The organism is Caproiciproducens sp. LBM24188 (assembly GCF_054130445.1).
Window position 1 is genome coordinate 2020173 of sequence record NZ_CP196862.1, and the last position, 26570, is coordinate 2046742.

At 45.3% G+C, this 26570-nt stretch carries 21 protein-coding genes and 3 pseudogenes; 6 read left to right on the plus strand and 18 right to left on the minus strand.

All coding sequences use genetic code 11. The annotated features are described in order from the left end of the window. Positions 1 to 219 precede the first annotated feature (219 nt). Positions 220 to 1440, plus strand: coding sequence for an MFS transporter (locus tag ACSVDI_RS09600; protein ID WP_457942482.1), 1221 nt, complete (start codon positions 220 to 222; stop codon positions 1438 to 1440). A gap of 83 nt (positions 1441 to 1523) precedes the next feature. Here ACSVDI_RS09600 and ACSVDI_RS09605 read toward each other — a convergent pair whose 3' ends face one another. The 7 genes from ACSVDI_RS09605 to ACSVDI_RS09635 all read right to left on the minus strand — a co-directional run bounded on the left by ACSVDI_RS09605 (position 1524) and on the right by ACSVDI_RS09635 (position 8303). Further along, entirely contained in the window at positions 1524 to 2117 is a 594-nt protein-coding gene (locus ACSVDI_RS09605; protein WP_457942484.1) for a nucleotidyltransferase family protein, read from the minus strand. Next, positions 2105 to 2731, minus strand: a complete 627-nt coding sequence (locus tag ACSVDI_RS09610) for a hypothetical protein (RefSeq protein ID WP_457942486.1) — start codon at positions 2729 to 2731, stop codon at positions 2105 to 2107. Before ACSVDI_RS09610 ends, ACSVDI_RS09605 begins: the two co-directional genes overlap by 13 nt. A gap of 82 nt (positions 2732 to 2813) precedes the next feature. Next, positions 2814 to 3287: a (2Fe-2S)-binding protein gene (locus tag ACSVDI_RS09615; RefSeq protein WP_457942487.1), complete on the minus strand. Its 474-nt coding sequence runs from the start codon at positions 3285 to 3287 to the stop codon at positions 2814 to 2816. Between the two features lie 2 nt (positions 3288 to 3289). Beyond that, complete coding sequence (locus tag ACSVDI_RS09620; RefSeq protein ID WP_457942489.1) at positions 3290 to 4123, minus strand: FAD binding domain-containing protein; 834 nt, start codon at positions 4121 to 4123, stop codon at positions 3290 to 3292. Continuing rightward, the gene (locus ACSVDI_RS09625; RefSeq protein WP_457942490.1) at positions 4120 to 6453 is read right to left on the minus strand and encodes a xanthine dehydrogenase family protein molybdopterin-binding subunit; all 2334 of its coding nucleotides are present in this window, start codon (positions 6451 to 6453) and stop codon (positions 4120 to 4122) included. Before ACSVDI_RS09625 ends, ACSVDI_RS09620 begins: the two co-directional genes overlap by 4 nt. Positions 6454 to 6662: 209 nt before the next feature. Beyond that, positions 6663 to 7802 carry an alpha/beta fold hydrolase gene (locus tag ACSVDI_RS09630; RefSeq protein WP_457942492.1) on the minus strand — a complete coding sequence of 380 codons (1140 nt, stop codon included), beginning with the start codon at positions 7800 to 7802 and terminating at the stop codon, positions 6663 to 6665. 51 nt (positions 7803 to 7853) lie between these two features. Then, a complete protein-coding gene (locus tag ACSVDI_RS09635; RefSeq protein ID WP_457942493.1) occupies positions 7854 to 8303 on the minus strand; it encodes a MarR family transcriptional regulator in 450 nt (149 codons plus the stop codon). 458 nt (positions 8304 to 8761) lie between these two features. Here ACSVDI_RS09635 and ACSVDI_RS09640 point away from each other — a divergent pair, with 458 nt between their 5' ends. From ACSVDI_RS09640 to ACSVDI_RS09650, 3 genes and pseudogenes are all read left to right on the plus strand, one after another. Further along, positions 8762 to 9550 carry a ZIP family metal transporter gene (locus ACSVDI_RS09640; RefSeq protein ID WP_457942495.1) on the plus strand — a complete coding sequence of 263 codons (789 nt, stop codon included), beginning with the start codon at positions 8762 to 8764 and terminating at the stop codon, positions 9548 to 9550. Between the two features lie 242 nt (positions 9551 to 9792). Beyond that, positions 9793 to 10193, plus strand: a pseudogene (locus ACSVDI_RS09645) (winged helix-turn-helix domain-containing protein); the annotation flags it as partial. Then, positions 10180 to 10570 (plus strand): annotated as a pseudogene (locus tag ACSVDI_RS09650) (sensor histidine kinase); the annotation flags it as partial. The pseudogenes ACSVDI_RS09645 and ACSVDI_RS09650, both read left to right, overlap by 14 nt. 9 nt (positions 10571 to 10579) lie before the next feature. On the opposite strand, the gene ACSVDI_RS09655 reads toward ACSVDI_RS09650, so the two are convergent. From ACSVDI_RS09655 to ACSVDI_RS09665, 3 genes are read right to left on the minus strand one after another with little or no spacing between them, the layout of a single operon-like run. Further along, positions 10580 to 11053 carry a YbhB/YbcL family Raf kinase inhibitor-like protein gene (locus ACSVDI_RS09655; protein ID WP_457942496.1) on the minus strand — a complete coding sequence of 158 codons (474 nt, stop codon included), beginning with the start codon at positions 11051 to 11053 and terminating at the stop codon, positions 10580 to 10582. Between the two features lies 1 nt (position 11054). After that, the gene (locus tag ACSVDI_RS09660) at positions 11055 to 11615 is read right to left on the minus strand and encodes a TetR/AcrR family transcriptional regulator (protein ID WP_457942498.1); all 561 of its coding nucleotides are present in this window, start codon (positions 11613 to 11615) and stop codon (positions 11055 to 11057) included. Next, the gene (locus ACSVDI_RS09665) at positions 11605 to 12804 is read right to left on the minus strand and encodes an MFS transporter (RefSeq protein ID WP_457942499.1); all 1200 of its coding nucleotides are present in this window, start codon (positions 12802 to 12804) and stop codon (positions 11605 to 11607) included. Before ACSVDI_RS09665 ends, ACSVDI_RS09660 begins: the two co-directional genes overlap by 11 nt. 224 nt (positions 12805 to 13028) lie before the next feature. Here ACSVDI_RS09665 and ACSVDI_RS09670 point away from each other — a divergent pair. Beyond that, positions 13029 to 13463: pseudogene (locus ACSVDI_RS09670) on the plus strand (MerR family transcriptional regulator); the annotation flags it as partial. Here ACSVDI_RS09670 and ACSVDI_RS09675 read toward each other — a convergent pair. From ACSVDI_RS09675 to ACSVDI_RS09705, 7 genes are all read right to left on the minus strand, one after another. Further along, positions 13446 to 13964 (minus strand): alpha-amylase family glycosyl hydrolase, encoded by a 519-nt coding sequence (locus tag ACSVDI_RS09675; protein ID WP_457942500.1) that lies wholly within the window; start codon positions 13962 to 13964, stop codon positions 13446 to 13448. The pseudogene ACSVDI_RS09670 and the gene ACSVDI_RS09675 sit on opposite strands and share 18 nt — an antisense overlap. Positions 13965 to 14005: 41 nt before the next feature. Beyond that, positions 14006 to 14851, minus strand: coding sequence for a carbohydrate ABC transporter permease (locus ACSVDI_RS09680; RefSeq protein WP_457942501.1), 846 nt, complete (start codon positions 14849 to 14851; stop codon positions 14006 to 14008). Between the two features lie 4 nt (positions 14852 to 14855). Further along, positions 14856 to 15638, minus strand: coding sequence for a carbohydrate ABC transporter permease (locus tag ACSVDI_RS09685; protein ID WP_457942503.1), 783 nt, complete (start codon positions 15636 to 15638; stop codon positions 14856 to 14858). A 187-nt stretch (positions 15639 to 15825) separates the two neighbouring features. Further along, on the minus strand, positions 15826 to 17148 hold the full coding sequence (locus tag ACSVDI_RS09690) for an extracellular solute-binding protein (RefSeq protein ID WP_457942505.1): 1323 nt from the start codon (positions 17146 to 17148) through the stop codon (positions 15826 to 15828). Positions 17149 to 17151: 3 nt separating this feature from the next. Beyond that, complete coding sequence (locus ACSVDI_RS09695; protein ID WP_457942506.1) at positions 17152 to 18948, minus strand: glycoside hydrolase family 13 protein; 1797 nt, start codon at positions 18946 to 18948, stop codon at positions 17152 to 17154. Continuing rightward, positions 18941 to 19981, minus strand: a complete 1041-nt coding sequence (locus tag ACSVDI_RS09700; protein ID WP_457942508.1) for a LacI family DNA-binding transcriptional regulator — start codon at positions 19979 to 19981, stop codon at positions 18941 to 18943. Before ACSVDI_RS09700 ends, ACSVDI_RS09695 begins: the two co-directional genes overlap by 8 nt. Positions 19982 to 20922: 941 nt before the next feature. After that, complete coding sequence (locus ACSVDI_RS09705) at positions 20923 to 21771, minus strand: helix-turn-helix domain-containing protein (RefSeq protein ID WP_457942510.1); 849 nt, start codon at positions 21769 to 21771, stop codon at positions 20923 to 20925. Positions 21772 to 21901: 130 nt separating this feature from the next. Here ACSVDI_RS09705 and ACSVDI_RS09710 point away from each other — a divergent pair, with 130 nt between their 5' ends. Further along, the gene (locus ACSVDI_RS09710; protein ID WP_457942512.1) at positions 21902 to 25198 is read left to right on the plus strand and encodes a DUF5107 domain-containing protein; all 3297 of its coding nucleotides are present in this window, start codon (positions 21902 to 21904) and stop codon (positions 25196 to 25198) included. 203 nt (positions 25199 to 25401) lie between these two features. On the opposite strand, the gene ACSVDI_RS09715 is transcribed toward ACSVDI_RS09710, so the two are convergent. Then, on the minus strand, positions 25402 to 26529 hold the full coding sequence (locus ACSVDI_RS09715; RefSeq protein ID WP_457942513.1) for a DUF4317 domain-containing protein: 1128 nt from the start codon (positions 26527 to 26529) through the stop codon (positions 25402 to 25404). Positions 26530 to 26570: the final 41 nt, after the last annotated feature.

Consider the following 26570-nt stretch of genomic DNA (forward strand, 5'->3'; position numbering starts at 1 on the left):
TTTTTCTGCTCACTCGAGTTCTAACGTATAAAAGAACCTCATTATTTTCATCATAAAGAATAAGCCGTTTGAACGGCTTATAATAGTAAAAACCGGTCGAAAACCTATAGCAGAGGACATGACGGATTACGTTGTGTCCTCGTTTTTTTTGATGTATAATATCAGTATGCCTATTGGACCTCAGTGGCTATTCTTTTTTCGAATGCGCAGGTGGTATAAATGAGCAGAAATATTAAAAAGAAACTCAGTGGTGCAATGGCTTTTATTGTGCTGATGGGCATTGTCAGTTTGTTCTCGGATATGACCCATGAAGGAGCAAGAAGTATTCTTGGCGAATATCTGAATCTTGCCGGAGCATCTGCGGCAACAATCGGATTCGTATCCGGCATTGGTGAACTCTGCGGATACTCGCTCCGATTGCTTTCCGGTTTTATTGCAGATAAAACAAAGAAATACTGGACACTTGTAATAGCCGGTTATGCGCTGCAGGTTCTGGCTATTCCTGCGCTTGCGCTGATCCCGGAAAACGGGTGGGTCGCGGCATGCGGTCTTGTAATTTTAGAACGTATTGGCAAGGCCGTCAAAAAGCCGGCAAAGAATACCCTCGTTAGTTTTGCTGCAAGCGAAATCGGAACAGGCAAGGGGTTTGCCTATCAGGAATTTTTGGACCAACTTGGAGCATTCCTGGGGCCTGTGATCCTTTTTATCATTGCCGCAATCAAAGGAACCGGCAATCTGTTTTCCACCTACCGTATCTGCTTTGCTGTTCTCGGTATACCGGCGCTTATTACCATCATACTTGTGGTTTTTTCAAAAGTAAAATATCCAAATCCGGAAGTGTTTGAAAAGACAATAGAGGAAAAGACAGAATTCAGGTTTAAGAAATCCTTTGTATTCTATATGATTGCCATCTGCCTTTTTGCCTTCGGCTTTGTCGATTTTACATTGATCACCCTTCATGCGGCAAAAATGCAGGCCTTTCCGGATGCAACACTGAGTCTACTCTATGCGGCGGCTATGGCTGCGGACGCCTTTGCAGCCCTTTTCTTCGGTTGGCTGTTTGACAGAATCGGTTTGAAATCCCTGATAATATCTACCTTTTTCAGTGCTTTCTTTTCCTGCTTTGTATTCACGACCGGAAGTCCTTGGATGATTGGAATCGGCATTATTCTTTGGGGAATCGGTATGGGTGCGCAGGAAAGTATTATGAAAGCTGCGGTCAGCAAAATCATACCAAAATCTATGCGCAGTACCAGCTTTGGAATCTTCGAAACAGGCTTTGGAATAGCATGGTTTCTCGGCAGCTGGCTGCTTGGTGCATTGTACGACATTAAACCGGGTTTGCTTGTAGTCGTATCCGTCATTGTTCAAATCCTTGCTGTTGTTTTTTACGGGCTTTGCATACAGCAGCAAAAAATGCAGAATAATATAAAAATTTAGGCAGGACAAACCCTTTCCCCTGCCTAATTGCGTTATATAATTTTAGGAATTAATTCTTTTTTCCGCGGTTGACTGTCCCCTGTTTATAAATTATAATCCTTTATTTTGTGGACTAATTGCCTTTCAATTTCATCATAATCATCGGGATAGTCAATATCCATTAAGATTCCCGCATCATTGGTGTCAACTGATTCGTAGCCGCACTCCGTGATATATTCGTAAAGCGTTTTAAAGCTGCCCACTAATAGCTGTATTTTTGCGCTGTTGCTGATTAAGACGGGATGCCCCGTTTTCCCTTTATAGCGAGGTAAAAGTATATTCACATCAGGGTGGTTTATCATAATTTGAAAGGTTTCGGGACGGACAGCAGGATAATCTCCCGGAATGATAAAGAGTTTCCCCCCATTTGTTTGCTCTAAGCCCTTTTGAACGGAAGAGAACATTCCGCGCTCATATTGTTCGTTATAAATGACTTGCAATTTCGAATATTTTTTGCTTAAATAATTGAGTTTTTCTGCATAAAATCCGGATACAACGGTGATGCGACTGCAGGTTTCAACCATGCTTTGAATCGTATATTCAATGACCGCTTTTCCCATAATTGGATGGGTCATCTTAAAATCCCCAGCTCTGGAAGAATATCCAGCTGCCAAAATAATGCCTGCTACATCATCCATTGAACAAAGATTGTCAATATAGGAAGTACATAGGAAACCGCCGAGACGAAAGTGCTCATTACCGGTGACATTCCCAATTTCGTTTTAGATTTTTGACGGAAAGCATTCGATATCTTACCGGAATATTTGAGAAAGATAAAGACGGTCAACGCATTAACAACACAATGGAATCCATCCTTTAAGTAGGAGTTTGCGTCTGTAACGGCGGGGATTGCGGCAATAAAATTCGGAATAATCAGGATATAAATCATATAAAAGAGTTGATACAGGGCGCTGGCGGAGAATGCGCGGATGAACTGATACCGATTAAATGCGGAGCGCTTTTGAATCACCCAGAAGGTGAGATACACCGCGCAGCCTTCCAAGAGAATCGATACTGCGGGATTCAGCACCTTATCAATTCGAGTGAGGAGAAGGAAGTCGGTTAGTTTTATGGCAGATGCGAGACCGGCCGTATAGAGAATAGAGGCTAGTTTTCCGGTTTTGCTGTAAACCGTATACATGAAGAAATACGCCAGTGGAAACCAGAACAGCCAGCCAATGCTGAAAGGGAGATGATGCAGAAAGTGGCCGAGCGTGGCCTCCTCAAGTCCCCAAAGCGAGCCCCACAGCAAGACACATTCCAACCTGCTTTTCATAACGCATAACTCCTTGCAATTTATGATTGTTATAAATCATATGAAGAAATATCATTCTTTATTTACATGTGCCGGATAAAACTTTCCGAATGGCGTTTCCGATTTCTTCGTAGCTTGTGCAGCGGCAGATATTACTTTGCAGCCATTCATCTATGACAATATCCGGCGGATTGGGGTGGCGATTCGCCAGCGCATGACAAACCATCAGAAATCCGGAGGTACAGTATCCGCATTGAAAAGCGAATTGCTCTATAAAAGCCTTTTGTATGGGTGCATCTTTCAAGCCTTCCACCGTTGTAATTTGCTTGCCGATTGCTTCTGCTGTCAGCATCAGGCATGATTTTACGGGAAGTCCGTCAACCAGTACCGTGCAGGCACCGCAATCCCCATTGTAGCATCCGGGTTTTGCGCCGGTCAGCCCAAGCTGTTCCCGCAAGGTAAATAAAAGGATGTCGGACGGCCGTATAAAAACTTCATACTCCTCCTGATTTACATTGAGTTTTATTAAACTTCTTTTTGATAATGCAAACATGGTTATACATCCTTCATCGTTTCCAGAACATTAATAATCGTATTTTCCAAAACAAATTTCCGATACTCGGAGGAGCCGCTGGTATCGTTTAAAATGTTCTCCGATACCGTATCAGCAATTTTATCCGCTCGTTCTTCAAAACTGCCCGTGCCATTTAAAATGTTTTCTATTTGCATGCTTCGGAACGGGTAAGAACATAAACCGCTAAAGGCAATCCGCAGCATCCCGCCAACCTTTATGCCGGCTGTGGTAAGCAGAGGGTAGTCAATTTTTTCGTTTTTTGTTTTCTTAATATGGAAGTAGGGGGATCCCGCAAAACCCCTGTTTGTAACGATCTTTACAAGGAAACTTCCTTTCTCCAGATTCAACCTTTGGTTAAAAATCTCATTGATAGGGTATTCCCGCAGCCCGTCATGGCTTGCTACAACCGCCCTACTTTCTGCTGTAAGCAAAGGTAGCACGGTTTCGCGGTAGATGATGGTAGAAGCAAGATTACCGCCCAAAGTAATCTTGCACTGCATGGTATGGTCGGCGATTCGCCCGGCTGTTTTTCCCAACAGAGGAAACTGGTTTGACTCTGTAATCTCGGATAATGTAAGCGCCGAGCCAAGAACCAAGTTGTTGTCTTGGTCGTACTCCAAAACCCTGCATTCCGGAATATTTTTTATATCGATGGCCGCGTCAAAGATCACATTGCCCACGCGCGCCATGCTGATGAGCTCCGTGCCTCCGCTATAATACACAGGAGTCTTTCCTTCCGATTCCAACTGCCGAAAAATATCCGTTGCTTCCTGCATGGTATCCGGTCTGTAATATTCAAAATCAAAAGGAATCATGAACAGCCTCCGGTTTTTATCCGCCAAATTGTTTCCGGCGTTAATGGAAGTTCATCCAGTTCCGCCTGCGCAGCAAGGGAAAGAGCGTTTGCGAGCGCGGCTGGAATCCCGATAATCCCATGTTCCGCGATTCCTCTTGCCTGATAGGGTGCATCAATTTCCGGTGTTTCCACAAACTCTACAAGATACTGCGGCGTTTCGCCAAAATGCATTACTTTGTAGGTCCTTAAACTGGTGTCGAGAACCTTTCCGTCTTTATCGTAGGAAAACGATTCACGACTGCCAAGTCCAAGTCCCATACACATTCCGCCTTTTACAAGTCCCTCCGCCATCTTGGGATTCAAAACTTTTCCGGCGTCCAGTACGGTGGCAGCCTTCACAAATCGATAGGTGTAATCTTTTCGGTCGTACTCAATTTCCACCGCCTGCGCGCCAACCGTCCAGTATGGGCCGGATTTTCCTGCGCCGGTTTCCTGGTCCAGCAGGTTTAAGTCGCCCATAATGAAGCTTCCTCGCCCCAGAATCTGGCCGCCCACGGAATTTCCATTCGGATATTGATACCCATGTACCAGATCCTTGAATTGTAAAAATAGCGAGGGGTCTTGGCGAACAGAAACCTGTTCGTTAGCTACTTCAAGGTCTTCTGGGGGACATTTCAACACAGCAGCGGCAAGGTTTTTCAGTTGTTGAATAACATCTTCCGCCGCGCGCAGAACCGCACGCCCTACCATATAGGTTGTCATACTGGCAACCGTCTTCCAGTGTTCGGGATTGTATTTGGTATTAACCTCCATATTTACAGAGATACGGTTGATGTCCATCTTTAATTTTTCGGAAAGTATCTGTGCGGCGGTTGTTTTCATACCGGGCCCACATTCCACACACCCACAGTTCAGATTGATACTCCCATCGGTGTTAAATGTGAGGAGAACGCCGGAAACCGCGTTCGGCGGAGAATTGGAAGTTTTCCAAAGACAAGCCATACCTTTTGCCCGAACTTTCCCGTTGCCGACTTCAATCATCGTTCCTTCGTCCCAGTTTATTAAAGCTTTCAACTTGTCAATGCAGGCAGTAAGATTTCCAAAAATACTGGGGGTGATTTTTACCTGTGTCGGCGAGGTGTTGCCTGGCTGAAGCGCATTTTTTGCTCTTATTTCGGCGGGGTCCATTTGAAGCGCATGAGCGAGTTTGTCCATCATGCGCTCAATACAGAACGCGCTTGATGCATGGGAAAACCCTCGGAAAGACGTTACATAAGGATGATTCGTATAAACACAGAGCGCGTCGCACCAAACATTAGGAATATTGTAAGGACCGGTACAATCAACTATCATGGCTTTAATCAGCCGGGGCCCAACATCCGAATATGCCCCGGTATCCAGCAGATAAGTTATTTGCACGGCTTGAATCATACCGTTTTTGGCTGCACCCAGTTTCACAGTTGCTTCAAGACCCATACGGCACGGCGAGGAGGCAATATCCTGTTCACGTGAATTTATCATCTTCACTTCTTTTCCACCAACCGCCTTAGATGCCATGTAGGCGAGCAGTTCAAGCTGTACGGGAGCCTTCCCGCCAAATCCTCCGCCGACAAACGGCACCTCAACGATAATTTTGTCCAAATCGATATTGAAGGTCTGGCTGATGCTCTCTCTTACGGAAAACGGAGTTTGCGATGAAGTTTTAATAAACACCGTACCGTCTGCATCGATTCTTGCATGTACGGCGCGAGTCTCCATGGCAATATGATCCGATTGGGGCAAGGTGAATTTTGAATCCAAAATAATATCGCTGGCCGCAAAACCTTGCTTAACATCTCCTTTGCGAATCTTTTTCCGGTCACAAATATTCGTGTTAAGCTCGGGATAAATATCCTCACTTGTCAGATGATACAAAATCATTTGTTCGTGCAGAACAGGAGCATCCTTCTCCAACGCTTGGGACGGGGAATTCACAACCGGAAGCGGCTTGTATTCTACTTGAATCAGGGACACCGCTTTGGCCGCTGTAAAATCACTGTCCGCGACCACAAGAGCGATCGGTTCACCGTAATATCTTACCTTTTTTCGCGCCAGTGGAGGGCGGTCTTCAATCAACGGGCCGCAAAGGATAGGGTAGCTGTCACCGGTCAGAATGGCTTTCACACCGGGTAATGCTGCCGCTTTGGATATATTAATATTTTTAATTTCAGCGTGGGCATAGGTACTGGTAACCATATGAACGGACAGGATACCGTTCGAACTGAAATCGTCGGTATACTTTGCCTGCCCGGTTACTTTTTCCCACGCTTCTTTACGAATGACCGAAATGCCAACACCTGTTTCAGCCAAGTATGAAAACCCCGTTTCCTATAAGTAATTAAACACATTGTTTGCACTCAGCAGAAAATTATACCAATAGAACATCAGTATAATTCGGTATCGTCGGCCTTTTGAGCACTCGCATGTTAATGCGACCATATAGAATTTTCTCAGGCGCTACCATCAAAAAATTGAAATCTACTAACATTTCATCGGAAATTCTGATTTATACTTTGCTATTAATTCACTCCGTAGATCTGATCTAACCAATCAAGGATGGTATCTAATGCCAGCATATGGTTTCCAATTTGGCAGTGCTGCTCACCGCCTTCCGCTTCCGTAAAAAGTCGACAGGTGAGGGATCGTGCATGCCGGATGTTCTCTTTCAAACGGTAGTACTGATCTGTTGGAATATAATGATCCTTTTCACCACCCAGCAACAAAATATCCTGCGTCAGATTGTCTTCTATTCCGGATAGTTTGTGTTGGAAAATATTCTGATAAAACTCGTATGCGGTCTTCGTACCGGTAATATACATGCCTTGGGAAAGCGCCCAGTCGGCAAGAATGCTTTTTCTCCGGATAATATCCGTAAGCCGGTTGATGAGCCTGCTATTATGATGTCGGAACGCTGTCCGAATGAGTTTGCAGACCAACGCCGGGAATACATTCGTCATCACTTCAAAGCCATTGTCCATGACGTCATAGGCCACGGCCGCTGTAATCCGCTTTTCAAAGGCCGAGCTGCGCAGAGCAAAATAACCGCCCCAAGAGATACCAACCATCGCGCATTGATTAAGTCCAAAATAATCGAGGATAGCGGTGGTCGGCTTTTCAAAATCATACCTGAAATACATTTTTTCGTGCAGACAGTAACCCTGCCCTGGTCCCTCAAATAAGATGACAGAATACCCCCGTGCAGCCAAGTCACGAATTTGCAGCACAAATTCTTCAATAAATGAGTCATAGCCCCCGCAGACCAGGACAGTTCCTTTTGGGTGAACGGCCGGTATTGTGATGCAGTTCAGGGTACCATTTTCAAAGGGGATACGGTGCCGTTTGTAGGTCAGATGAAGTTCCGAATCAAAACCAAGGTAAAAATACCGAAGGCATTTTTCGTAGATCCCCTCCTTCTGCGGATTGTCGGCTTTTAAAAAGAATTCGGACATTCGGTAATAGTACGCTGCGTGGAGATACCTGTCCTCGCGCTCCGCCTTTTGCGCAAGGGCAAGCCATGCTTTGTTCCAATCGTCAAGCGTGCGGATACTGGGAACCGCCTCGAGGATTTCCTGCGGGTTGCATGCCAGTTTGCCGTAGGTTAAAACCCGGTTGGCCTGAAAGTTGAATTGCTGAATAGGGTTTATCTTCTTATAACTCATTTCCTTTCCTCCAATTGCTGGTTGTTAATCAGCTAAACAGACAGAACAAATTTACTTAACCTGTTCCGGGATTGTTTCCCATAAGCTCTGCAGACTCGTCATAAGGGATTGAAGCTGAGCTATGGTGTCACTAGGATAGTCCGCAAGGATGCTGCTCAGCCTCTTTCTGAGCCAAATATGCTGCTTCTCGTGCCATTTACATATCTTTTCCCCGCTCTCTGTGAGTGATAGGACAACCTCGTTTTCTGTTTTTGGAGACAGTTCCCTCCGAATAAAGCCCTTTTTAACCAATCGGCTGACCATCTGGGAGGCGGCACTTTTTGAAATGCCCTGCAATTTGGCCAGCTTTGTGATGTTTATACAGTCGTTATTTCCAATGTCAACAATCGTATGGGTTTCTGACAGATGCAGTTTTTGTTTTGTCCCATAGGTATGCATTTCCTTTTCCAATTGTCCGAACTGATGGACAGTCTGGAGAAAATGCTCGCACAACTGATCCATTTTGGCTTCCTCATTCATGCAGTTTACCTCGCTCTGTTAATATACTTAACAGAATATCCTAGCGATTATTAAAAGTCAAGTTATAATTCTTAATTAATAGTTTAAATGATAAATTATGGTGTAAATACTGCTTATCGACTGCCTTGCAATCATTGATTTTACTGGATAAATGCCGTAAGAACACTCGCTCCAAACCGGTAAGCAAAACGCTCCTCACTGTGAGGAGCGTTTTGTGCCCGCATTATTTTAGCGGCATGCATTTGTTTTGTATCAGAAAGGCTATTGATACCCCTAACCGACTTTGATACTCCGCAGCAGATGCCAAGGAACATCGAACAAATGGCTTTCTGTTAATTCAATCAGTTAGGGAAAGGTAACCTTGAAAAAATTCCTTATCAATGCTATTATAAAAATGCAAGAAACATAAAGTAAAAAAGTAACAATGACAGAGGTTTTTTATGAATGATACAATAAAAATTTTAATTGGCATCATCATCCCGCTTGCCGGAACAGTCCTTGGTTCGGGAATGGTATTCTTCCTAAAGGGCGAAATGAGGCCGAACCTGCAAAAAGCATTGCTCGGCTTTGCCTCCGGAGTTATGATTGCCGCATCCGTCTGGTCGCTTTTGATTCCTGCAATTGATATGACAGAAGAGCAGGGCGGCATTGCTTGGTTACCGGCGGTTGTCGGGTTTATGATTGGAATCGGATTTTTACTGTTCCTTGACAGCGTGATACCTCACCTGCATATAGATTCGGATAAACCAGAGGGTAAAAAGTCGAAACTGGGTAAAAATACAATGCTTGTCCTTGCAGTGACACTCCATAACATTCCGGAGGGAATGGCGGTCGGGGTTGTGTTTGCCGGAGTGCTTGCAAACAGTGCAACGATCTCCGTCGCCGGAGCTTTTGCTCTGGCAATTGGCATTGCGATACAGAATTTTCCGGAAGGCGCAATTATATCCATGCCGCTGATCGCAAACGGTATTTCAAAGCGAAGGGCTTTTTCGTATGGAGCTTTATCCGGGGTAGTGGAACCAATTGGTGCCATTCTAACTATTTTGCTAACAGCACTGATCGTTCCGGTTTTGCCATATATTTTGGCATTTGCGGCCGGAGCAATGATTTATGTTGTCGTAGAAGAACTGATCCCTGAGGCGCAGTCTGGAGAACATTCCAACATCGGAACAATCGGCGTTGCCATCGGCTTCGCGCTGATGATGATATTAGACGTGGCGCTAGGATAAGATCCTTTGAGCGTTCCCTTTCATCTTAAAATGGTTCCGTGGGTTCGCATTCCACCGTTTCCAACAACAGAATAGCCAGCAAGCGAAACGCCCCTCTAGTATGAGGGGCGTTTTGCTTTGTGTAATCATTTTAGGACCGCAAGCCAACACATAAGGCAGCAATTTCTTCTATGCCTAAAATCAAAACAGAAAAGGTGCACAATCTCAATCCAACTGTATGATAGTTGACTTTTAGGAAAGATGATGACTACATTACGAAACCTTTTCGCCCACGTGAATTGATAGCGCGAATTAAAACCGCCCTGCGAAAAAGCGGAAGCTCCCCGTCTGTTTTTGAAATCTCCGATCTATATGTAGATACGTCAAACGGTGTTGTGAAAAAGAATGGCCGTAAAATTTTTCTTGCCGCCCTAGAATATCGGCTGCTTTTGGTGTTCATTAACAATCCGAAAAGTATTATTACAAGGAGCGACTGCTTGACGAATTGTGGGATGCTGCAGGCGAGTTTGTGAATAACAATACACTGACTGTCTACAGAAAACGCCTGCGGGAAAAAGCGGAGAACGACCCGACAAACCCGCAAATCATTTTAACCGTTCGTGGAACCGGTTACCGATTGGGGGATGGACATGTTTCGGAATAAGGAAATACGGAACTTTTCGGTGGTGTTTGCCATAATTACGGTCATCGTTGCTGCAGCAGGTTTTGCAATTCATCTGGCAGCTGGAATCTTTGTTCTCATTTGTGCCGTTGCCTTTGGCACGGCATTTTTTGTATTTACCAAGGCCAGGTACAAGAGTATAGCGCAGCTATCGGAACAAATTGACCTTGTCTTACATAATGCGGACCATCTGTTCATAGGCGAAAGGAATGAAGGCGAGCTTTCTATTTTACAAAGTGAAATTACAAAAATGACGCTGCGTATTCGGGAGCAAAACGATGCCTTGAAAAGGGAAAAAATATCTTGCCGAGTCCATGGCTGACATAGCCCATGATACTGACAATATGGTTCAAAGCATCTTTTAATAATCACTTTCTGCTTTGAAATTTTCCCGTCAGTTCCGCCTGTTGTAAAATATGTCCTTTTATTGCCGCTAAAAAGTCACGCTTTCTTCGGTTAGCCGGTAAATCCAATTTGCAGTCCAACACGTAAACCGTAAACACATAGGTGTGCGTGGAATGAAATGGCGGTTTTGGCCCCTTGTACCGATGTCTTCCATACGCAATCCCCTGGATTGCGCCGCCCAAACGGTCAACGGATTTGCCTTTTGGAATTCCCTCCGGAATGACCGCCTGCACCGGTAGATTCCAAATCACCCAGTGGTTATAGCTCGGAAACAACGGATGCGACGCGTCATCCAGTGTAATCGCAATGGATTTCGCACCAGAGGCGATTCCTTGCAGTTCAAAGCTGGGAGATCGGTTTTCTCCGCGAGCCGAATACTGAACCGGTATCCAGCCGTCCTTCTGAAACGCACTGCTTGTAAGCTTCAAGGTTTCCATGCTACTTTTCCTCCTTTTTTATAATACCGCCGATGATAATATTCAAGACCTCATCAAGGGCCTGAGTCGACTTCATCCCAATCTCAAGAAGAAAATCGGTGTCGAGAAACATGTCGCTGACCCGTTCCAGCATAGCGGATAGAATGCCGAAATGCACATCCGAACGCAGAAGCCCCTCATCGGCCGCTTGCTTCAGAAGATTTTGAAACACATCCAGCTTGAACTGCTTTAAGGCTTCAATTTTTGTCCATTCGTCGGGGTAAAACTGTTTCACCTCGTCCAGAATCCGTACAGGCAGCCGGTAACGATGGCTCGAATGCACAATAGCATGGATTTTGTCTAGAAAGCTTCGGTCGCTTTCGACGGCATCCAAAACACTTTGCCTGTCGCTTGCTAAGATTTCCTCAAAATACTCACGAATCATCTCATCTTTGCCGCTGAAATACTGATAGAGTGTTTTTTTACTGATATGCAGCTCGGCAGCCACTTCATCCACCGTGAATTTTTTCAGACCGTACCGTTCAATCAATCGTGCCACGACATCCAGAATTTTATTTTTCATATTCCGAGTCATTCCTTTCCGGCTCTTTTGTATGGGATTGCCGGCTAAGCGCAATCAATATAAATCCGATTCCTCCGGCAGCGATGACAATCAGCCAGGCTGCCGTCTGAGAAAATCCCCATACGGCTCCCATTGCTAATGCGCCGCCAAAATTACCGATATATTGAAACGAATTGAAAATCCCGTTTCCTGTACCGCGCAGATGATCCTCCACCACCTTATTGACATGGGTAGCCGCAACCGTGGCAATCGTGATATATCCGCATAGAAAAGCGGTGGTTCCCAAAAGCAAGAAAAGAAATGAGGACGGACGGAAATAAAACAGAATGCTTAAACAAGAAACGGCAAATGCGGCAAGAAGCACCGGATTAACAAGCCCTTTGTCCACCCACCTGACGGTGGCCTTCATAACCAAAATGGCAACGATAATCGCGGGTACAAAAATCTTCCACATTCCGTTCTGCCCGGTCACCTGATCCATATAAATCGGTGCAGCATAAAAAACGGCCATCATCATGAAGTTATTCAGAAACGCCAATAAATTCATTATAACAAAAGATCGGTTTCGCAGCAAGGCGGCAACTTCACCACGCTGTGGTACAGATGCTTTTCCGTGGTCACCGGCCTCTTTCAGAAAGAACAGAATGTAGAGCGAATTCATGGTAAGAAGAATCGCACCGGCCAGGAACATCCAGCTAACAGACATGACACCGCGCAGCAGCGGACCAACCGCAAAAGCAAGGGCCGCCGCCCCGGAAACAAACGCCCCAAGAATGCTCATGGCTTTTGTGCGGTTCGAATCCTCGGTAAGACCCGCTGCCCATGAATAGCCGACTCCAATGACTGCTCCGCTGCCCTGCAGCACGCGCGCCAAAATCAACATCCAGATACTTTGAGCAAAAAATCCGAAAAGAAAACCGACAATCACCAGTGCCAGACCGGAAAGCATTACGCGTTTATTTCCATACCGGTCGCTGAGCATTCCGAACGGTATTTGAAAAATAGCCTGCATCAGTCCAAATACCCCGACAGCAAGCCCTGCCAGCAAGGGTGTATATCCGGCAAGGGATTTACAGTAAGTGGAAATGAACGGCGCCACAATTGTCATAGACATTTGCCGCAGAGCCAGCGCCAAGCCAATCATCACCACCGGGAACATTCTATTTTTTGTGTTCGATTGTGTAGACATGCGAAAGCCTTCGATACTAAATAAACTGTTTTTGTTTTTATAGTTTCCAATGGCTAAATATTATCCCTTTTTTGTAGATTTGTCAATAAACAACATCGTATGGAGGTCTCCGTTCTAGAAATAAAGCGCAGCAAAGAATTTAAAAACACCGGTTGACTCTCCCATTATGGTATACTCTATAATGGAAATGAGCTCAAAAAACGCACGCGTGTGAGGTATGAATCATGCTGAAAATAGGTGATTTTTCAAAACTGTCGAGGATCAGTATACGGATGCTGCGGCATTATGACGAAATCGGCCTGCTGGTGCCCAAAAGCACCGATTCATTTACTGGTTACCGCTATTATGGTGAGGATCAGCTTCCAATAGCCGGGCAGATTAATTCCCTTAAAGATATGGGATTTAGCCTGGCCACGATTGGAGAAATTCTTAAAATCTACGATGATCCGCAAAAGCTGGCGGAGTTTTTATCCGTAAAGCAAGCCGAAGTAGAAGCGGAAGCCAAGGAAACCGCGCACCGTCTGCTGCTCCTTAAAACAGCCATTAAGAGGCTGAGAAAGGATGGAACCGCGATGAGTTACAACGTAACCTTAAAAACGCTGCCTGAACGCTATGTAGCCAGTGTCCGGCAAATCATACCCTCATATGAGTACGAGGGTAAGGCCTTTGGAATGTGCGGTGCTTACCAGGTTAATCAGATCCTGTTTGGATCCGAAGTGTGGATCAGCTTTGTTGTAATCATGGGTAAAATATCCATGATAGCCAGACTCGCTCTTGTCACGGCTCAATGGCTCATTCTCTGACACCGGAGAAATCCAAATTGCAGTAACCCCTAAATTCTTAATATAGTCCAGCTTTTGCGTTAAGCCTTTCCAATCACCGCCTTGGGTATATTTTAAGTTGCCGGGCCTGTATTCTACGTTCAGGGTCCCGTTATTGGAGGAATCCCCGTCATAAAAGCGGTCGGTCAGTACCATGTAAATAATATCGTTCTCGTTAAGGGCTGAACTGGACTGAACATACTGAGAAATATTGGTGTCGGCGTTTGTACCGGTCCCTGCAACTGCTTGTGCAGACGCGGAGTTCGACAACAGAAGCGAGAAAGTCAGTAGGAAGGAAAGGCCTATGCTTACAACCTTATTTTTGAATACCTTTTTCATTTTGATCTCCCTTCTTAACAGCAGGAGTTCGCAATGACAGGCTAGCCTTTGATACCGCCAGTCTGCAATCCTCTTACGAAATATTTTTGGAAGCAGATAAAGATAATCAATACTGGAATTAAGCTTGCAACGGACATGGCGAAAACATAGCCCCACTGCGTAAACTGATGCTCACCAAAAAATCCTGAAATTGCAATCGGCAGTGTGCGTTTCACATTATCATTGATGACAGTCAATGCCCAGGGATACTCTTCCCAGGCGGTTAAAAAATTGAAAATGCTTACTGATGCAATGGCCGGACCTGACAGCGGTACGGCAATTGACCGGAATACGGTGAATACGTTTCCACCATCGATATAGACGGCTTCATCAAAATCACGCGGAATATTCTCTATGAATCCCTTAATCATAAATGTGGAAAACGGAATTACCCACGCGACATAGAAGGGGATTAATCCCCATAATTTATTGGTAACATGAAGAAAAGACGCAAGTTCAAACTGTGGGACAATCAGCGCCGTTCCGGGAATTATCATGGTCGCAATGACCAAGCCAAACAGCATCTTTCTTCCTGGGAACCGAAACCGTGCTATGCAAAAAGCCAGGGCCGTTGATATTACGGCAGCCAGCGCGATGGTGGCGAGTGATACCACCAAGCTGTTAATAAAATTCAAATAGAATTTTTGTTGCTGAAAAATGTAAATGTAGTTTTCTATTGTTAGGTTATTTTTATTTGGAAAGAAATGAGGCGGATATTCATAGAGCGCCCCGTTTGGCTTTAAGGACGTACTGATCATATAAATCATTGGCAGCACAGAGATCAATCCGCACAAAGATAAGACCAGGTATATCCATAATTTCGCTGCTCTAATTTTTTTCATATGCATGTGTTTATTCTCCTTCATCCCGGTTTTTCATTGCCTTGAACTGCAATACCGCAAGAAAGACAAGAACCACTGCGACAATAAAGGAGAGAGCAGCGGCATAACCAAACTGTCCCTCATTGAACGCTTTGTAGTACATCCACGTTAAAACCGTTTCCGTTTGGTGCATGGGTTTTCCGTCCGTAATCATTTTTATGGACGTAAAAACGTTAAATCCGCCTATTGTCAGCATCACGAGCGCGAACAGAGTCGTGCTTTTAATGCTGGGTAAGGTAATGTAAAAAAATTTATGTACGGGGCCGCAACCATCAATCGCCGCAGACTCATAAAGGGCTTTTGGCACATTCTGCAGCGCTGCAAGGAAAACGACCATGTTCCACCCGACGCCTTTCCAAGTTCCGAGAATCATGGCGACAGTAAGCCCGCCCCATCGGCTGTCAAGCCAGGCAATATTTCCGCCTGTCACATGAATCACCTGTGAGAGAAAATAATTCAGCATTCCTTCCGTATTGAAAATGTATTTAAACACAAGAGAAACAATTACCCATGATGTAATAACCGGGAGATAATAAATGACTCGAAAGCCAACCTGAAAACAAGGGAGTTCGTTGATTAGGACAGCAACCAGGAGGCCAATCGCCATTTGGGCCGGTACCGTAACCAAGGTATAGAGTAAGGTGTTGTCAAAGGAAACCCGGAATGTCTGGTCAGATAAGACCATTTTATAGTTCTGAAAGCCAGCGAAGGCGTCTTTCAGAGAAACACCATAACCGCTTTGGAAAAAGCTCATGAAAAGCAGTTTCCCGATTGGATAAATGGTGAACACTGCGAACATAAAAATTCCGGGCAGTAAAAGCAAAAAGATCTGTAGTCTGTTTTTGAACGATTTGGCCTCCATGATGCCATCCTTTCCTCCCATCTTTCCAAAGAACAAATACCGTTGCCTGTTGACGAAACAGTTATTGTTGGTTATACTATTATTTTAGTAGTTCATCAACTTGAGACGCAAGTTGGTCAAGTGTTTTCTGCGCATCCGCTCCGTCCTTAATAATGGAGGTCATAGCGGTTGTCAGCTGATTATCAATTTCCGTCCATTTTGCTACTGGAGGACGAGCTTTCGCGGTTTTAATCGCATCCAGGAAGGGCGCATACGACGCATCTTTGACCGTCGCGCTTTCCAGCGCTTCTTTATTAACAGGAATCAGCCCGCATTTAGCCATTTCCTCCTGAGCAAACTCGCTGGTCATGAATTTCATAAACTTCCAAGCGCCTTCCTTGTTTGCGGAAGAAAACATACCGATATCTTCGCCGCCAAGGACAGAATGGGAGCCTCCCTCTCCTGCTGGTACATCCGCTGTTCCATAAGAAAAGTCAGGATACGCTCCTTTTAACTCTGCAATCTTCCATGGTCCTTCCAGCAGCATGGCATAACGGCCTGTTCCGAAGCCGTCGGTCATGGGAATATCTCCGCTGTTAAAACCGATTAAGGCTTTGTTTTTATAAAGGTCAGCAAGCATTTGGACCGCTTTTACTGTTTTTTCCCCATTCAAATACCCAGAAGCTTTTGTATAGTCGTTGTTGGTAATTTCGCCGCCCATGCTCCATATGTAAGGGAGTACATTCCAGCCTGCCAGTGCGGGTTCTGTGCATCCCCACACCTGTTGACCATTGCTGTTTTTGCCCGAGAGTTTTTTAGCGGCTGCGGCGAATTCATCCATCGTTTTCGGAATGGACACGCCCGCTTGCTCCAACGCAGCTTTGTTATAAAATAAGATTTTTGTGTTGGTATTAAGCGCCAGCGCGTAGTAATTTCCCCCGATTTCGGCTGTGCTCATGGCGTTTGCCAAAAGGCTGCTGGAATACGGTGAAAAGTCGCTCATTTCCTTATCAAGTGGTACAAGAATATTGAGCTTTTGGAATTCAGGGACCCAGGCAATATCCAACCTTGCGACGTCTGGCAAAGTATTGGCATTGGCGCTGACCAGAATTTTGTCGTGGAGCTTTGCCCATTCATAGGATGTTGCGTTGATTTTATAACCTGGGTTTTCTTGTTCAAATTTGGGGATCAATACTTTCGTTAGAGTTTCATTCTCCGGAGATTGTGCACTGTAATGATGCCAGAAGTTTAACGTAATGGTTTCTTTTGGCGCGTTGTTTTGGGAAGTATTTTGATTTCCCTGCTGGTCTTCGGATGATGGACTATTTTCTGGTGTTTGCCCGGAACATGCAGTTAGTGCTGTCAACATTAGGACTGCTGAAAGGGTAAATGCCAGAATTTTTTTTGCCCACTGGTTTTTCATGCTTCACACCACTTTCTGAATAAATATTTTTACGGAATAGGGCTCCATAGTCGTTTGCAGCCTGCTTCCGTATTGTGCGATGTCGTGATTGTAATAGCTTTCTCCCTCCTGAATTTTTATGGAAGAAATCTTCTCTTCGTTCAGCAGTTCAAACCATTCGCTTTCTTGTTCCAGAAGAGGGACAGCTGCGTTTTGCCTTTGATTGGTCGGATTTAAAACAATATAGATGTTCTGCTTACGATATGATCGGATGAATCCGTATAGCCCCGTTTCTGAACTGCAAAGGTTGGTGCAGTAATCTCCCAGAATCAGTGCATCGTATTTTTTGCGGATTCCAATGAGCCTGCGGTACCAGTCAAACAGCATATGGTTTTGCTTCGTACTGTCCCAAACCATAGCCTGCCGGCATTCTGGGTCGTTTGCTCCCGTCAGGCCGATCTCATCCCCGTAAAAAATGGCCGGGCAGCCTGGGAATGTCATCATGAATGCAACAGCCAGCTTCAGCTTTTGCAGATTGCCGCCGCAATCGTATAAAAATCGAGGCGTATCGTGACTATCCAGCAAATTATACATACATCGGCAGGTTTCTTCCGGATACAGGGACAGCATGCGGTTGATGCGGTGATCAAATTCTGGAGCATCAATTTTTTCTTTTGCCAGCCAATCGGTAACGGCATCCTTGAAAAGATAGTTCATTGCTCCGTCCAAACGATTGCCAAGCACCAAACGACCGGCGTCGCCCCAGCTTTCTCCAATCAGCACAATATTCGGAAAATCCTGTTTCAAAGTTTCAGAAAAACGTTCCCAAAACCGGCCCTCAATTTCATCCGCTACATCAAGCCTCCAACCGTCGATCCCGCACTTGTCAATCCAGTACTTCCCGACATGGATAAAGTAATCGCTTGTTTCCGGATTGGAAAGGTTTAACTTCGGCATCCATTTATAATACCCGACACATTCATAATTCGGCGGATCGGATTTTACCGGAAAACCAAACGAAAAAAACCAGTTTTTGTATTTGGACTGTTCACCGTTTTGAATCAGGTCTTGAAACGGTGGAAAATAATAACCGCAGTGATTGAACACGCCATCCAGCACAACCCGAATCCCTCGTTTATGGCACTGATCGGTAAGCGTCCTTAAATCTTCTTCCGTGCCAAACTGGGGATCAATTTTGTAATAATCCACTGTATCATATTTATGATTGGAAGAGCCATGAAAGATAGGCGTTAAATAAAGGCACGTAATTCCAAGACTCGTTAGATAGTCCACACAATCTAGAATTCCCTGCAAGTCGCCGCCCATGGTGTTGCTTCGGCTTGGGGGGGTCCCCCACGGCACAGTATCCAAGGGGTCATTCTTTGTGTCTCCGTTTCGAAATCGGTCGGGGAATATCTGGTAATAAATCTGTCTTTCGCACCACCCCGGTGGGTGAGGCCCATCGCTTACATTGGGGTATAGATACTCGAAATAATTCTCATCCGGTCTGGTGGATTGTGCTCCTTGCGTGCCGTACCAAATGGTTTGGTCGCCATCACTTAGTTCGAAATAGTACCTTATGTAACAAGCGGTTTCCTGAAATATGGCTTTACAGGAAAAGTAATCGTGTTCCCGGTCGCGCAGGACACATCGCATTGGAATGCGGTGGACTTTTTCAGGTGGTTCATACCTTCTCCAGCAGACCAAAACACAGGACTTTAAATCTTTTCTTGCTGCCTGAAAGCGAAAAATAAGTTTCTCTGAAGAAACCGGATAAATAAAACTTTCCACAGGCCGATGTGCCAGAGCTGCGTTATTCACCATCCTGCCTCCTTTGATTTCTTTTTGTCGATTCTCGTTCCACAATTTTTGTGGATAATAAAATCTGTCTGCTGCTCATATCCTTATCTTCAATTTTCTGTATTAATATGGAAGCTGCCTGTTCGCCCAATCCAAACGTATCAATATCCACCGTCGTAATGGCAGGTTCTGAAAGCTCCGTCACCGGCGTATTGTCAAAGCTGATGATCCCGAACGCTTCCGGAACCGGGAGTCCGTTCTGCCGCGCCGCACGAAGGGCGCCCACCGCAAGATAAAAATCGCTGCATATCACCGCATCCGGGGGAGTATCGGCCTGGAACATCTGTGACATAGCGTTCAGACCATTTTCCACAGTGGAATTGCAATGACAAATTCGCTCATCCAGCACGGGAAGCCCCAGCTCATGCAGTGCCCGACTATAGCCGGTGATGCGGTCCTGATTAAAAATTTCTTTGCTGCCGCTCGATAAAAAAGCAATATTTTTATAACCATTTTTCACCAAGTGGTGAACGGCAAGAGCCCCGCCCTGAACGTTATTTATATCTACCCAGCTGTTGTCAGCGTCAAGCGTTCTTGGATCACCTAAAACAACATAGGGAAATTGGATTTTATTCATCTTTTCAATAAAGGCGTGGTCAAGCAAAGAGTTTGGCAGAATAATGCCGTCCACTTTTTTCCCAAACACCAGTTTATCTGCCGAGGTGATATTTCCTTTTTGCATTCGCCCGTTCGTAATAATCAAGTTAAAGCCATTTTCATGGGCGACTGTTTCAATACCGAACACACTGTTGTTAAAAAAGTTATTTGAAAAAGAACGGGTTTCTATTACATCAATGACCAAAGCAATTGCAGAGGTGCTGCCGTTTGCAAAACTTCGCGCCGTATCGTTTGGGACATATTCCAGCTTTCGCATGATTTCTAAAACCCGATCCCGTGTTTTTGCTGAAATGCCCCCCTTATTGTTGATGATGCGCGAAACAGTAGACGAAGAGACTCCTGCAGCCTTTGCCACATCGTGAATTGTTGCTGACATATTTCCTCCTATGCAACCGGTTTACTTATGTATTACAGGTTATATTTCGATATTAAGTCAATTATATACAAGTATTTCACTCAAAATTCAACTGAATTGTTATTTTTATTGTACATTAATTTAAAATTTATGCAACCGATTGCGTTAATCAAATTATAGCATCTATAGAATATTTGTCAATATATTTTTTAATGTGAAAAAGTTTTTATTATAACTGTCAAGACGCTGCAGCCTACACCCTTATTTCCCTAACACGAGAGGCAATTTTAAGCTAAAGTGAAATAAACCGAATCAAGCAAAGCATTTCGTGTTTTCTATCGACAATATATTGGCATATTTTTGCAGTAATCAGGTAATAAAGATGTAACATTTGTTAGTTTTATATAACTTACTTCAGAATATTTATAGATTTTGTTGTCAGTTTACATTTTTACAAAAAAGCAATAAGGTGAATTCAAAAGAGCAATTTTTAAAAACAGGTACGCAATTTTAAAAAACAAAACGGAATTTGTTTATGCTATCATAATCTTGACAAAAACTTAGCACTGGATGATATTAGTTTCCAGGCACATAGCGGTGAAGTGCTGGCTTTCCTGGACGGAAACGGAGCGGGCAAATCTACCTGCTAAAGGTTTAAACGGCGATTACCAGCCGGATAAATGTGAATATTCTCTGGATGGGGTGCAGAAGCGGTTCCGTCCTCCACATGAAGCAATTGAGGAAGGAATCAGCATTATCTATCAGGAACGCCACATTTTTTTGATTGGACTTTCCGTTGCTGAAAATATTTACTTAGGCAGGATGTCTGTTAAGTTGCAATACATAGATCACTGTGAAATACCAACGCAATTTGGCAGAAACATCAGACAAAAACGTTCATGAAACGGATCCGTGGTTACAAAAAGGCCGCCCTGTCATAATTTTCTGCAGGGCGGTCTTTTTTAACTTTTTAAGCTAGTTCCCTTGAATTTCAAGGGTGTTGTACCGGTAGCTTTCCTAAAAGAAGTACAAAAACTGCATTCGTTTTCAAATCCGCTGCGAAACGCAACTTCCTTGATTCGGGCATCCGTCGATGTAAGCAGGAACTTTGCAAACTCGATGCGGACCCGGATAATATACTCATGGGGCGTAAAACCCGTTTCCTTTTTAAAGACCCTGGTAAAGTAAAAAGGACTCAGAGAAGCCCTTTTCGCCAGTTGCTCCAAGGTCAGCGATTTATCTAAGTTTTCAGAAATATAAGCCAGAATTTCTTCAATCATACTTCCATTATTATCTCGAGAGACAATCTTATTAGCGCACAGAATCAACTCGGTCAGCAAATCCGTAATAATTTTTGAAACAACCACCTCACTGATTTTCCTGTGCCCATGGTAACCTTCAAAAATCTTAAACATACAGTGCTCGGCACTGTATGGATTCTGCGGCGCAAACACAATCCCGCCGCGGGTAGCGGTTTCAAAATACCGCCGGGCAAGGACTCCGTCAAAATGGACCCAGTAAATTTCCCAACCGCTCTTTGTATAATACTGATGAGGCTTATAACAGTCGATGAACGCCAGGGAGCCTTCGTGCAACGGAATGTGACGTCCGTTTTGCACCACAAAGCCGTTACCCTTGCACACATAAATAATTAGAAAACTGTTATAGTTCTGCCGGTTTACAGCATAGGTGCTGTCGCAAAAATAATGGCCCGTGCAAAGCGGATAAAAATACATCTCCTTGGCCTGCGAACTGTGTGTATGGAAATAAATATCGGAGGTTTGCAAAACACCCTGGTCATTTATTTTCACGTCAGTATTCCCCTTTAATTTGAAATAAATAGATATCTTTTCTCGATCACAGGTATTTTATTATAGATATTTAGACGATAATAGTCAAACCCTTCTTGAAAAATTTGTTTAAAAATCAGGAGGCATCATCATGAAGCACATTAAAAAGCAAGTAGAAGTATGGCAGGAAAAAGTGACAATACCGACCTATGGCGTCGGTATTCCGGATAAAAACCCGATGTTTCTGGAAAAACGTGTTTATCAGGGCAGTTCCGGCAAAGTTTATCCACTTCCTGTCATCGATAAAATATACGACGAAAAAAAGGATCAGGATTATAATGCTGTTTTCCTGGAAAACGATTATATTAAGGTCATGATTCTGCCGGAACTGGGCGGACGTATCCAACGCGCGTACGACAAAACAAACGGCTACGACTTCGTTTACTATAATGAAGTCATCAAGCCGGCACTTGTTGGTCTTACCGGACCATGGATCAGCGGTGGAATCGAATTTAACTGGCCACAGCACCACCGCCCCTCCACCTTCTCCCCCGTGGATTATACCCTTTGCGAAAACCCGGACGGCAGCAAAACCGTGCGCGTCAGCGAAATAGACAAAATCAACGGCACAAAAGGCATGGCGAGCTTCACACTCTATCCGGACAAAGCTTACATAGAAATCAAAGGCCAGCTTTATAACCCCACCGATATACCCCAGACATTCCTGTGGTGGGCAAACCCAGCTGTTAGCGTAAATGACAACACCCAGTCCATTTTCCCGCCGGATGTTCACGCAGTGATGGACCACGGAAAACGTGACGTTTCCAAATTTCCGATTGCAACAGGTGTTTATTACAAGCACGATTACGGTGCCGGTGTGGACATCTCCCGTTACAAAAACATCCCCGTACCGACCTCTTATATGGCATATCATTCGGACTTCAATTTCGTCGGCGGCTATGACTACGGTGTGGAGGCCGGAATTCTGCATATTGCCGACCACCATGTTTCGCCGGGCAAAAAGCAGTGGACTTGGGGCTGCGGCGAGTTTGGAAAAGCGTGGGACCGCAACCTCACGGATAAAAACGGTCCCTACATTGAACTGATGACCGGAATGTTTACCGATAACCAGCCGGACTTCACATGGCTCAAACCCTTTGAGGAAAAATGCTTCACCCAGTATTTCATGCCCTACAAAAAGGTAGGCAGCGTCAAAAATGCAAGCACAGAAGTCGTTCTAAATCTGGAAGCGAATGAAAATACCGCAAACATTTGCGTCTATGCAACCGGTGTTTACAAGAACGCGAAAATTGTACTTCAGGCGAACGGCAAAACAATGTATGAAACCGTTCAGAAGATTTCGCCCAACGATGTTCTCAGCGCGGAAGTTTCTACACATGGCATAAAACCAGAAGAATTGACTTTATCCGTTTACGACGAAACGGGCCGCCTAATGCTCCGCTATACCCCCGCACCGAAAAAAATTGAAAAACTTCCGGAGCCTGCCCAACCCGCAAAAGACCCAAAGGAAATCGCTACGAATGAAGAGCTCTACTTAACCGGCCTGCACATTGAGCAGTACCGCCACGCTACGTATCTGCCGGACCCGTATTATTTGGAAGGACTCCGGCGTGACCCTGGCGACAGCCGCATCAACAACGCTTATGGACTGCTGCTGTTTCGCAGGGGATTGTTTCGCGAAAGCGAAGCGTATTTCCGCAAAGCAGTGGAACGCATTACCTGGAAAAACCCCAACCCGTATGACAGCGAACCCTACTATAACCTTGGTCTCAGTCTGCTGTACCAGAATCGCCATGACGAAGCTTTCGACGCGTTTTATAAAGCAACTTGGACCAGCGCGCAGCAGGAAATGTCTTTCTATCACCTTGCTGCGATTGCCGCAAGCAAGGGCAGTTGGCAGGAAGCGCTGGTCTTTGTGGAGCGTTCTTTGGTAAAGAATCTGCACAACATTAAGGCACGTGCTTTGAAAGCGCTGATTCTGCGCAAACTCGGAAAAACCATAGAAGCACAAGAGTGGCTTCAGGAAAATCTCCGCGTAGACCCGTTTGATTATACCTCCCGTCTGGAGCTCGATTCTCTGACGGGCAGGGGGCATGAAGAAACACTTTGCCTGATGCGCAATGAGCCGGGAACTTTTCTTGAGGTGGCTTCCGAATATGCTTCCTACGGCTGCCTTGACGAGGCCATCAGCGTTCTTCGCCTGTGCACTGCAAAATATCCGATGCTCGCCTACTATGAAGCGTATTATTTCGCCCGAAAGGGCAGCGATAAGGAGAGCAAAGCCGCTCTTTCAGAGGCTGCAAAGCGCAGCCCGCTGTACTGCTTCCCGAACCGGCTGGGCGATATCGCCGTTCTGGAATATGCCATCGAAGCAGCGCCGTCGGACGCGAAAGCTCCCTACTATCTTGGCAACCTCTGGTATGACCGGAGGCAGTTTAAACAGGCACGTGAGCTGTGGGAAAAATCCATACAGCTTGACGACACGTTCCCGACAGTATGGCGCAACCTATCCCTCGCCTATTACAATAAAGAGCACAACCCGGACAAAGCACAAAAGGCGCTGGAAACTGCGTTCGCCCTGGATAAAACGGATGCGCGCGTATTCCTGGAGCTTGACCAGCTCTACAAAAAGCGCGGTGTCTCTCCGGCAGAACGAATCAAGCACTTTGAGGCAAACAAGGACGTCGTTGAACAACGTGACGACCTCTGCGTGGAATATATTACACTGCTGAATCTGCTTGGACACCATGAGGAAGCTTATCAACGTATTCAAGCTCGCAAGTTCCACCCATGGGAAGGCGGAGAAGGTAAAATAACCAAACAATACACAGTCGCATTGTTAGAGATGGCGCGGAAAGCGCTGGCACAAGGCGATGCAGCAAAGGCGAAAGGTCTGCTGACCAAAGCGCTCGTCTTCCCGGAGAATCTGGGAGAAGGAAAACTAGAAGGCCAAAAAGACAATGATATTTACTACTACCTCGGCTGTGCCTGCGAAGCATGGGGCGACATCCAGGGCGCAAAGCAGAACTGGGAACTCGCAACCATCGGCAACCAAGAGCCGGCCGGAATGATGTATTACAACGACCAGCCAGCCGACATGATTTTCTATCAGGGCCTGGCTCTGCAAAAATTGGGAAAAACAGAAGAAGCGCTCAGCCGTTTCCACAAGCTGGTTGATTACGGCGAAAAACACATCTTCGACAACGTCCGCATCGACTATTTTGCGGTTTCCCTGCCGGATTTGCAGCTCTTCGATGAAGACCTGAACCTCCGCAACGAAGCACACTGCCGCTACCTCATCGCGTTGGGCAGCCATGGTCTGGGCGATAACGAAAGAGCCTTGCGGTCCTGCCAGGAAACCTTAAAAATAGACTGTGCCCACATGGGTGCCGTGCTGAATCAAAAGCTATTTCAGCAGGGCATGTGAAAAAATAAAGAATCGGTTCCGCAGCATCCAGGGGAATGAAGAACAGAAAACGGTAACCGTCAGCATAAGTTGCATTCACTATAAAAGTGAGAGGGTCTACCGCCTGCTTTTCGCAAAGCGAGCAGTAAATTCTTCTAGCACACAAAAAATCCGTACAAAAGAGCATAACTCTTTTGTACGGATTTTTTATCACTAACCTGCCGTTATGTAATATGAATATTTACACCGTTTACTTCGACCCCTTCGTCTGCGCGGATTAAAATATACTTGACCCCATTGATGATGCGTGTTTCCACCAGATCGCTGCGTTCCGGGTTCACACGAATTGTCACATTTGGAGTGTGAATTTCAAATTGTTTGGTATCAATCAGATTCCGCGGGCTAATCTCAGTATTGGCACCGAATTCGGTATCGTATTTTTCTTCAAACGCGGTCACGCGGGCTTCGGGGATACCACAGGATTCCAAAACCCCCTTGACGGTTTCTTTGGAAATCACCAGCGGGTCCGCCTCTTTGTTTGCTTTATGCTCTTCAATCATTTCGGATAACTGCTCATGAACCGCCTGTACCACGTCAAGGCTGCAATCTTCAGCGACGGTGTCCGACAGAATGGACTGGAAGGTCTCTTTCTGCGCGGCAGCCGGCATTGGAATTTCGCTTTTGAACACGGTATCCACGAATTCCTCGTGGTTTTCTGCAATGTTGCGGGAATAGTAGAGCGCATTATAAATGTTGGCGCTGCGGTCGTCAAAAGCTGGAAACAGGAATCCAAGCTCGGGCGCCGACACCACCCAGTCGGCCGTAATATTGCGGAACGTGTTTTCGGAAACATAGTAGCCAAGCGCCGGTTTAGTCGGTTTTACAGGGCAAATGCTGCACAAAAAGTAGGAATACACTTCGGTCGAATCATCCTGCTTTTCCCCATCTTTTGTGTAGTATGGGACATCATATTTATCGCAGGCCAGAAGAATCAGATAATGACCTTCCATGTTGAGCGACTGAATCACACGATTGTAAAATTCCCGCACGGCGGCATCGTCTTCCAGGGCGGAATCTTTGAGCGCCATAAGCAGCTGATGTTCCTCTCCCTCCAGCACCTGTTTCGTTGCAAACTCGATGTTAATCAGGTTCTTTTCGAGAGTTCCGGACAGTGTCTTCTTCAGAATGGTCAAAAGCTCTTCGGATTCCTCCTGAGGCATTAAAGCAAGCGATTGATTCAGTTCTGTAACAATTTCTCTTTTATCGTTTACATAACAGCCGCGCACCCGGGTTATGTTGCTTTTATCCGGACGAAAGCGCCGACGGACTTCCGCAATTTCTTTTTCATTCATCGTAAAATATCCTCATTCAATTATGTATGTAGTTTCGTTCT

What these genes read in the sequence shown, in the direction of transcription:
- ACSVDI_RS09600 (WP_457942482.1), top strand. Translation starts at nt 220, where the DNA reads ATGAGCAGAAATATTAAAAAGAAACTCAGTGGTGCAATGGCTTTTATT.
- ACSVDI_RS09605 (WP_457942484.1), bottom strand. Translation starts at nt 2,117, where the DNA reads ATGGATGATGTAGCAGGCATTATTTTGGCAGCTGGATATTCTTCCAGA.
- ACSVDI_RS09615 (WP_457942487.1), bottom strand. Translation starts at nt 3,287, where the DNA reads ATGTTTGCATTATCAAAAAGAAGTTTAATAAAACTCAATGTAAATCAG.
- ACSVDI_RS09620 (WP_457942489.1), bottom strand. Translation starts at nt 4,123, where the DNA reads ATGATTCCTTTTGATTTTGAATATTACAGACCGGATACCATGCAGGAA.
- ACSVDI_RS09630 (WP_457942492.1), bottom strand. Translation starts at nt 7,802, where the DNA reads ATGAGTTATAAGAAGATAAACCCTATTCAGCAATTCAACTTTCAGGCC.
- ACSVDI_RS09635 (WP_457942493.1), bottom strand. Translation starts at nt 8,303, where the DNA reads ATGGATCAGTTGTGCGAGCATTTTCTCCAGACTGTCCATCAGTTCGGA.
- ACSVDI_RS09640 (WP_457942495.1), top strand. Translation starts at nt 8,762, where the DNA reads ATGAATGATACAATAAAAATTTTAATTGGCATCATCATCCCGCTTGCC.
- ACSVDI_RS09655 (WP_457942496.1), bottom strand. Translation starts at nt 11,053, where the DNA reads ATGGAAACCTTGAAGCTTACAAGCAGTGCGTTTCAGAAGGACGGCTGG.
- ACSVDI_RS09660 (WP_457942498.1), bottom strand. Translation starts at nt 11,615, where the DNA reads ATGAAAAATAAAATTCTGGATGTCGTGGCACGATTGATTGAACGGTAC.
- ACSVDI_RS09665 (WP_457942499.1), bottom strand. Translation starts at nt 12,804, where the DNA reads ATGTCTACACAATCGAACACAAAAAATAGAATGTTCCCGGTGGTGATG.
- ACSVDI_RS09675 (WP_457942500.1), bottom strand. Translation starts at nt 13,964, where the DNA reads ATGAAAAAGGTATTCAAAAATAAGGTTGTAAGCATAGGCCTTTCCTTC.
- ACSVDI_RS09680 (WP_457942501.1), bottom strand. Translation starts at nt 14,851, where the DNA reads ATGCATATGAAAAAAATTAGAGCAGCGAAATTATGGATATACCTGGTC.
- ACSVDI_RS09685 (WP_457942503.1), bottom strand. Translation starts at nt 15,638, where the DNA reads ATGAGCTTTTTCCAAAGCGGTTATGGTGTTTCTCTGAAAGACGCCTTC.
- ACSVDI_RS09690 (WP_457942505.1), bottom strand. Translation starts at nt 17,148, where the DNA reads ATGAAAAACCAGTGGGCAAAAAAAATTCTGGCATTTACCCTTTCAGCA.
- ACSVDI_RS09700 (WP_457942508.1), bottom strand. Translation starts at nt 19,981, where the DNA reads ATGTCAGCAACAATTCACGATGTGGCAAAGGCTGCAGGAGTCTCTTCG.
- ACSVDI_RS09710 (WP_457942512.1), top strand. Translation starts at nt 21,902, where the DNA reads ATGAAGCACATTAAAAAGCAAGTAGAAGTATGGCAGGAAAAAGTGACA.
- ACSVDI_RS09715 (WP_457942513.1), bottom strand. Translation starts at nt 26,529, where the DNA reads ATGAATGAAAAAGAAATTGCGGAAGTCCGTCGGCGCTTTCGTCCGGAT.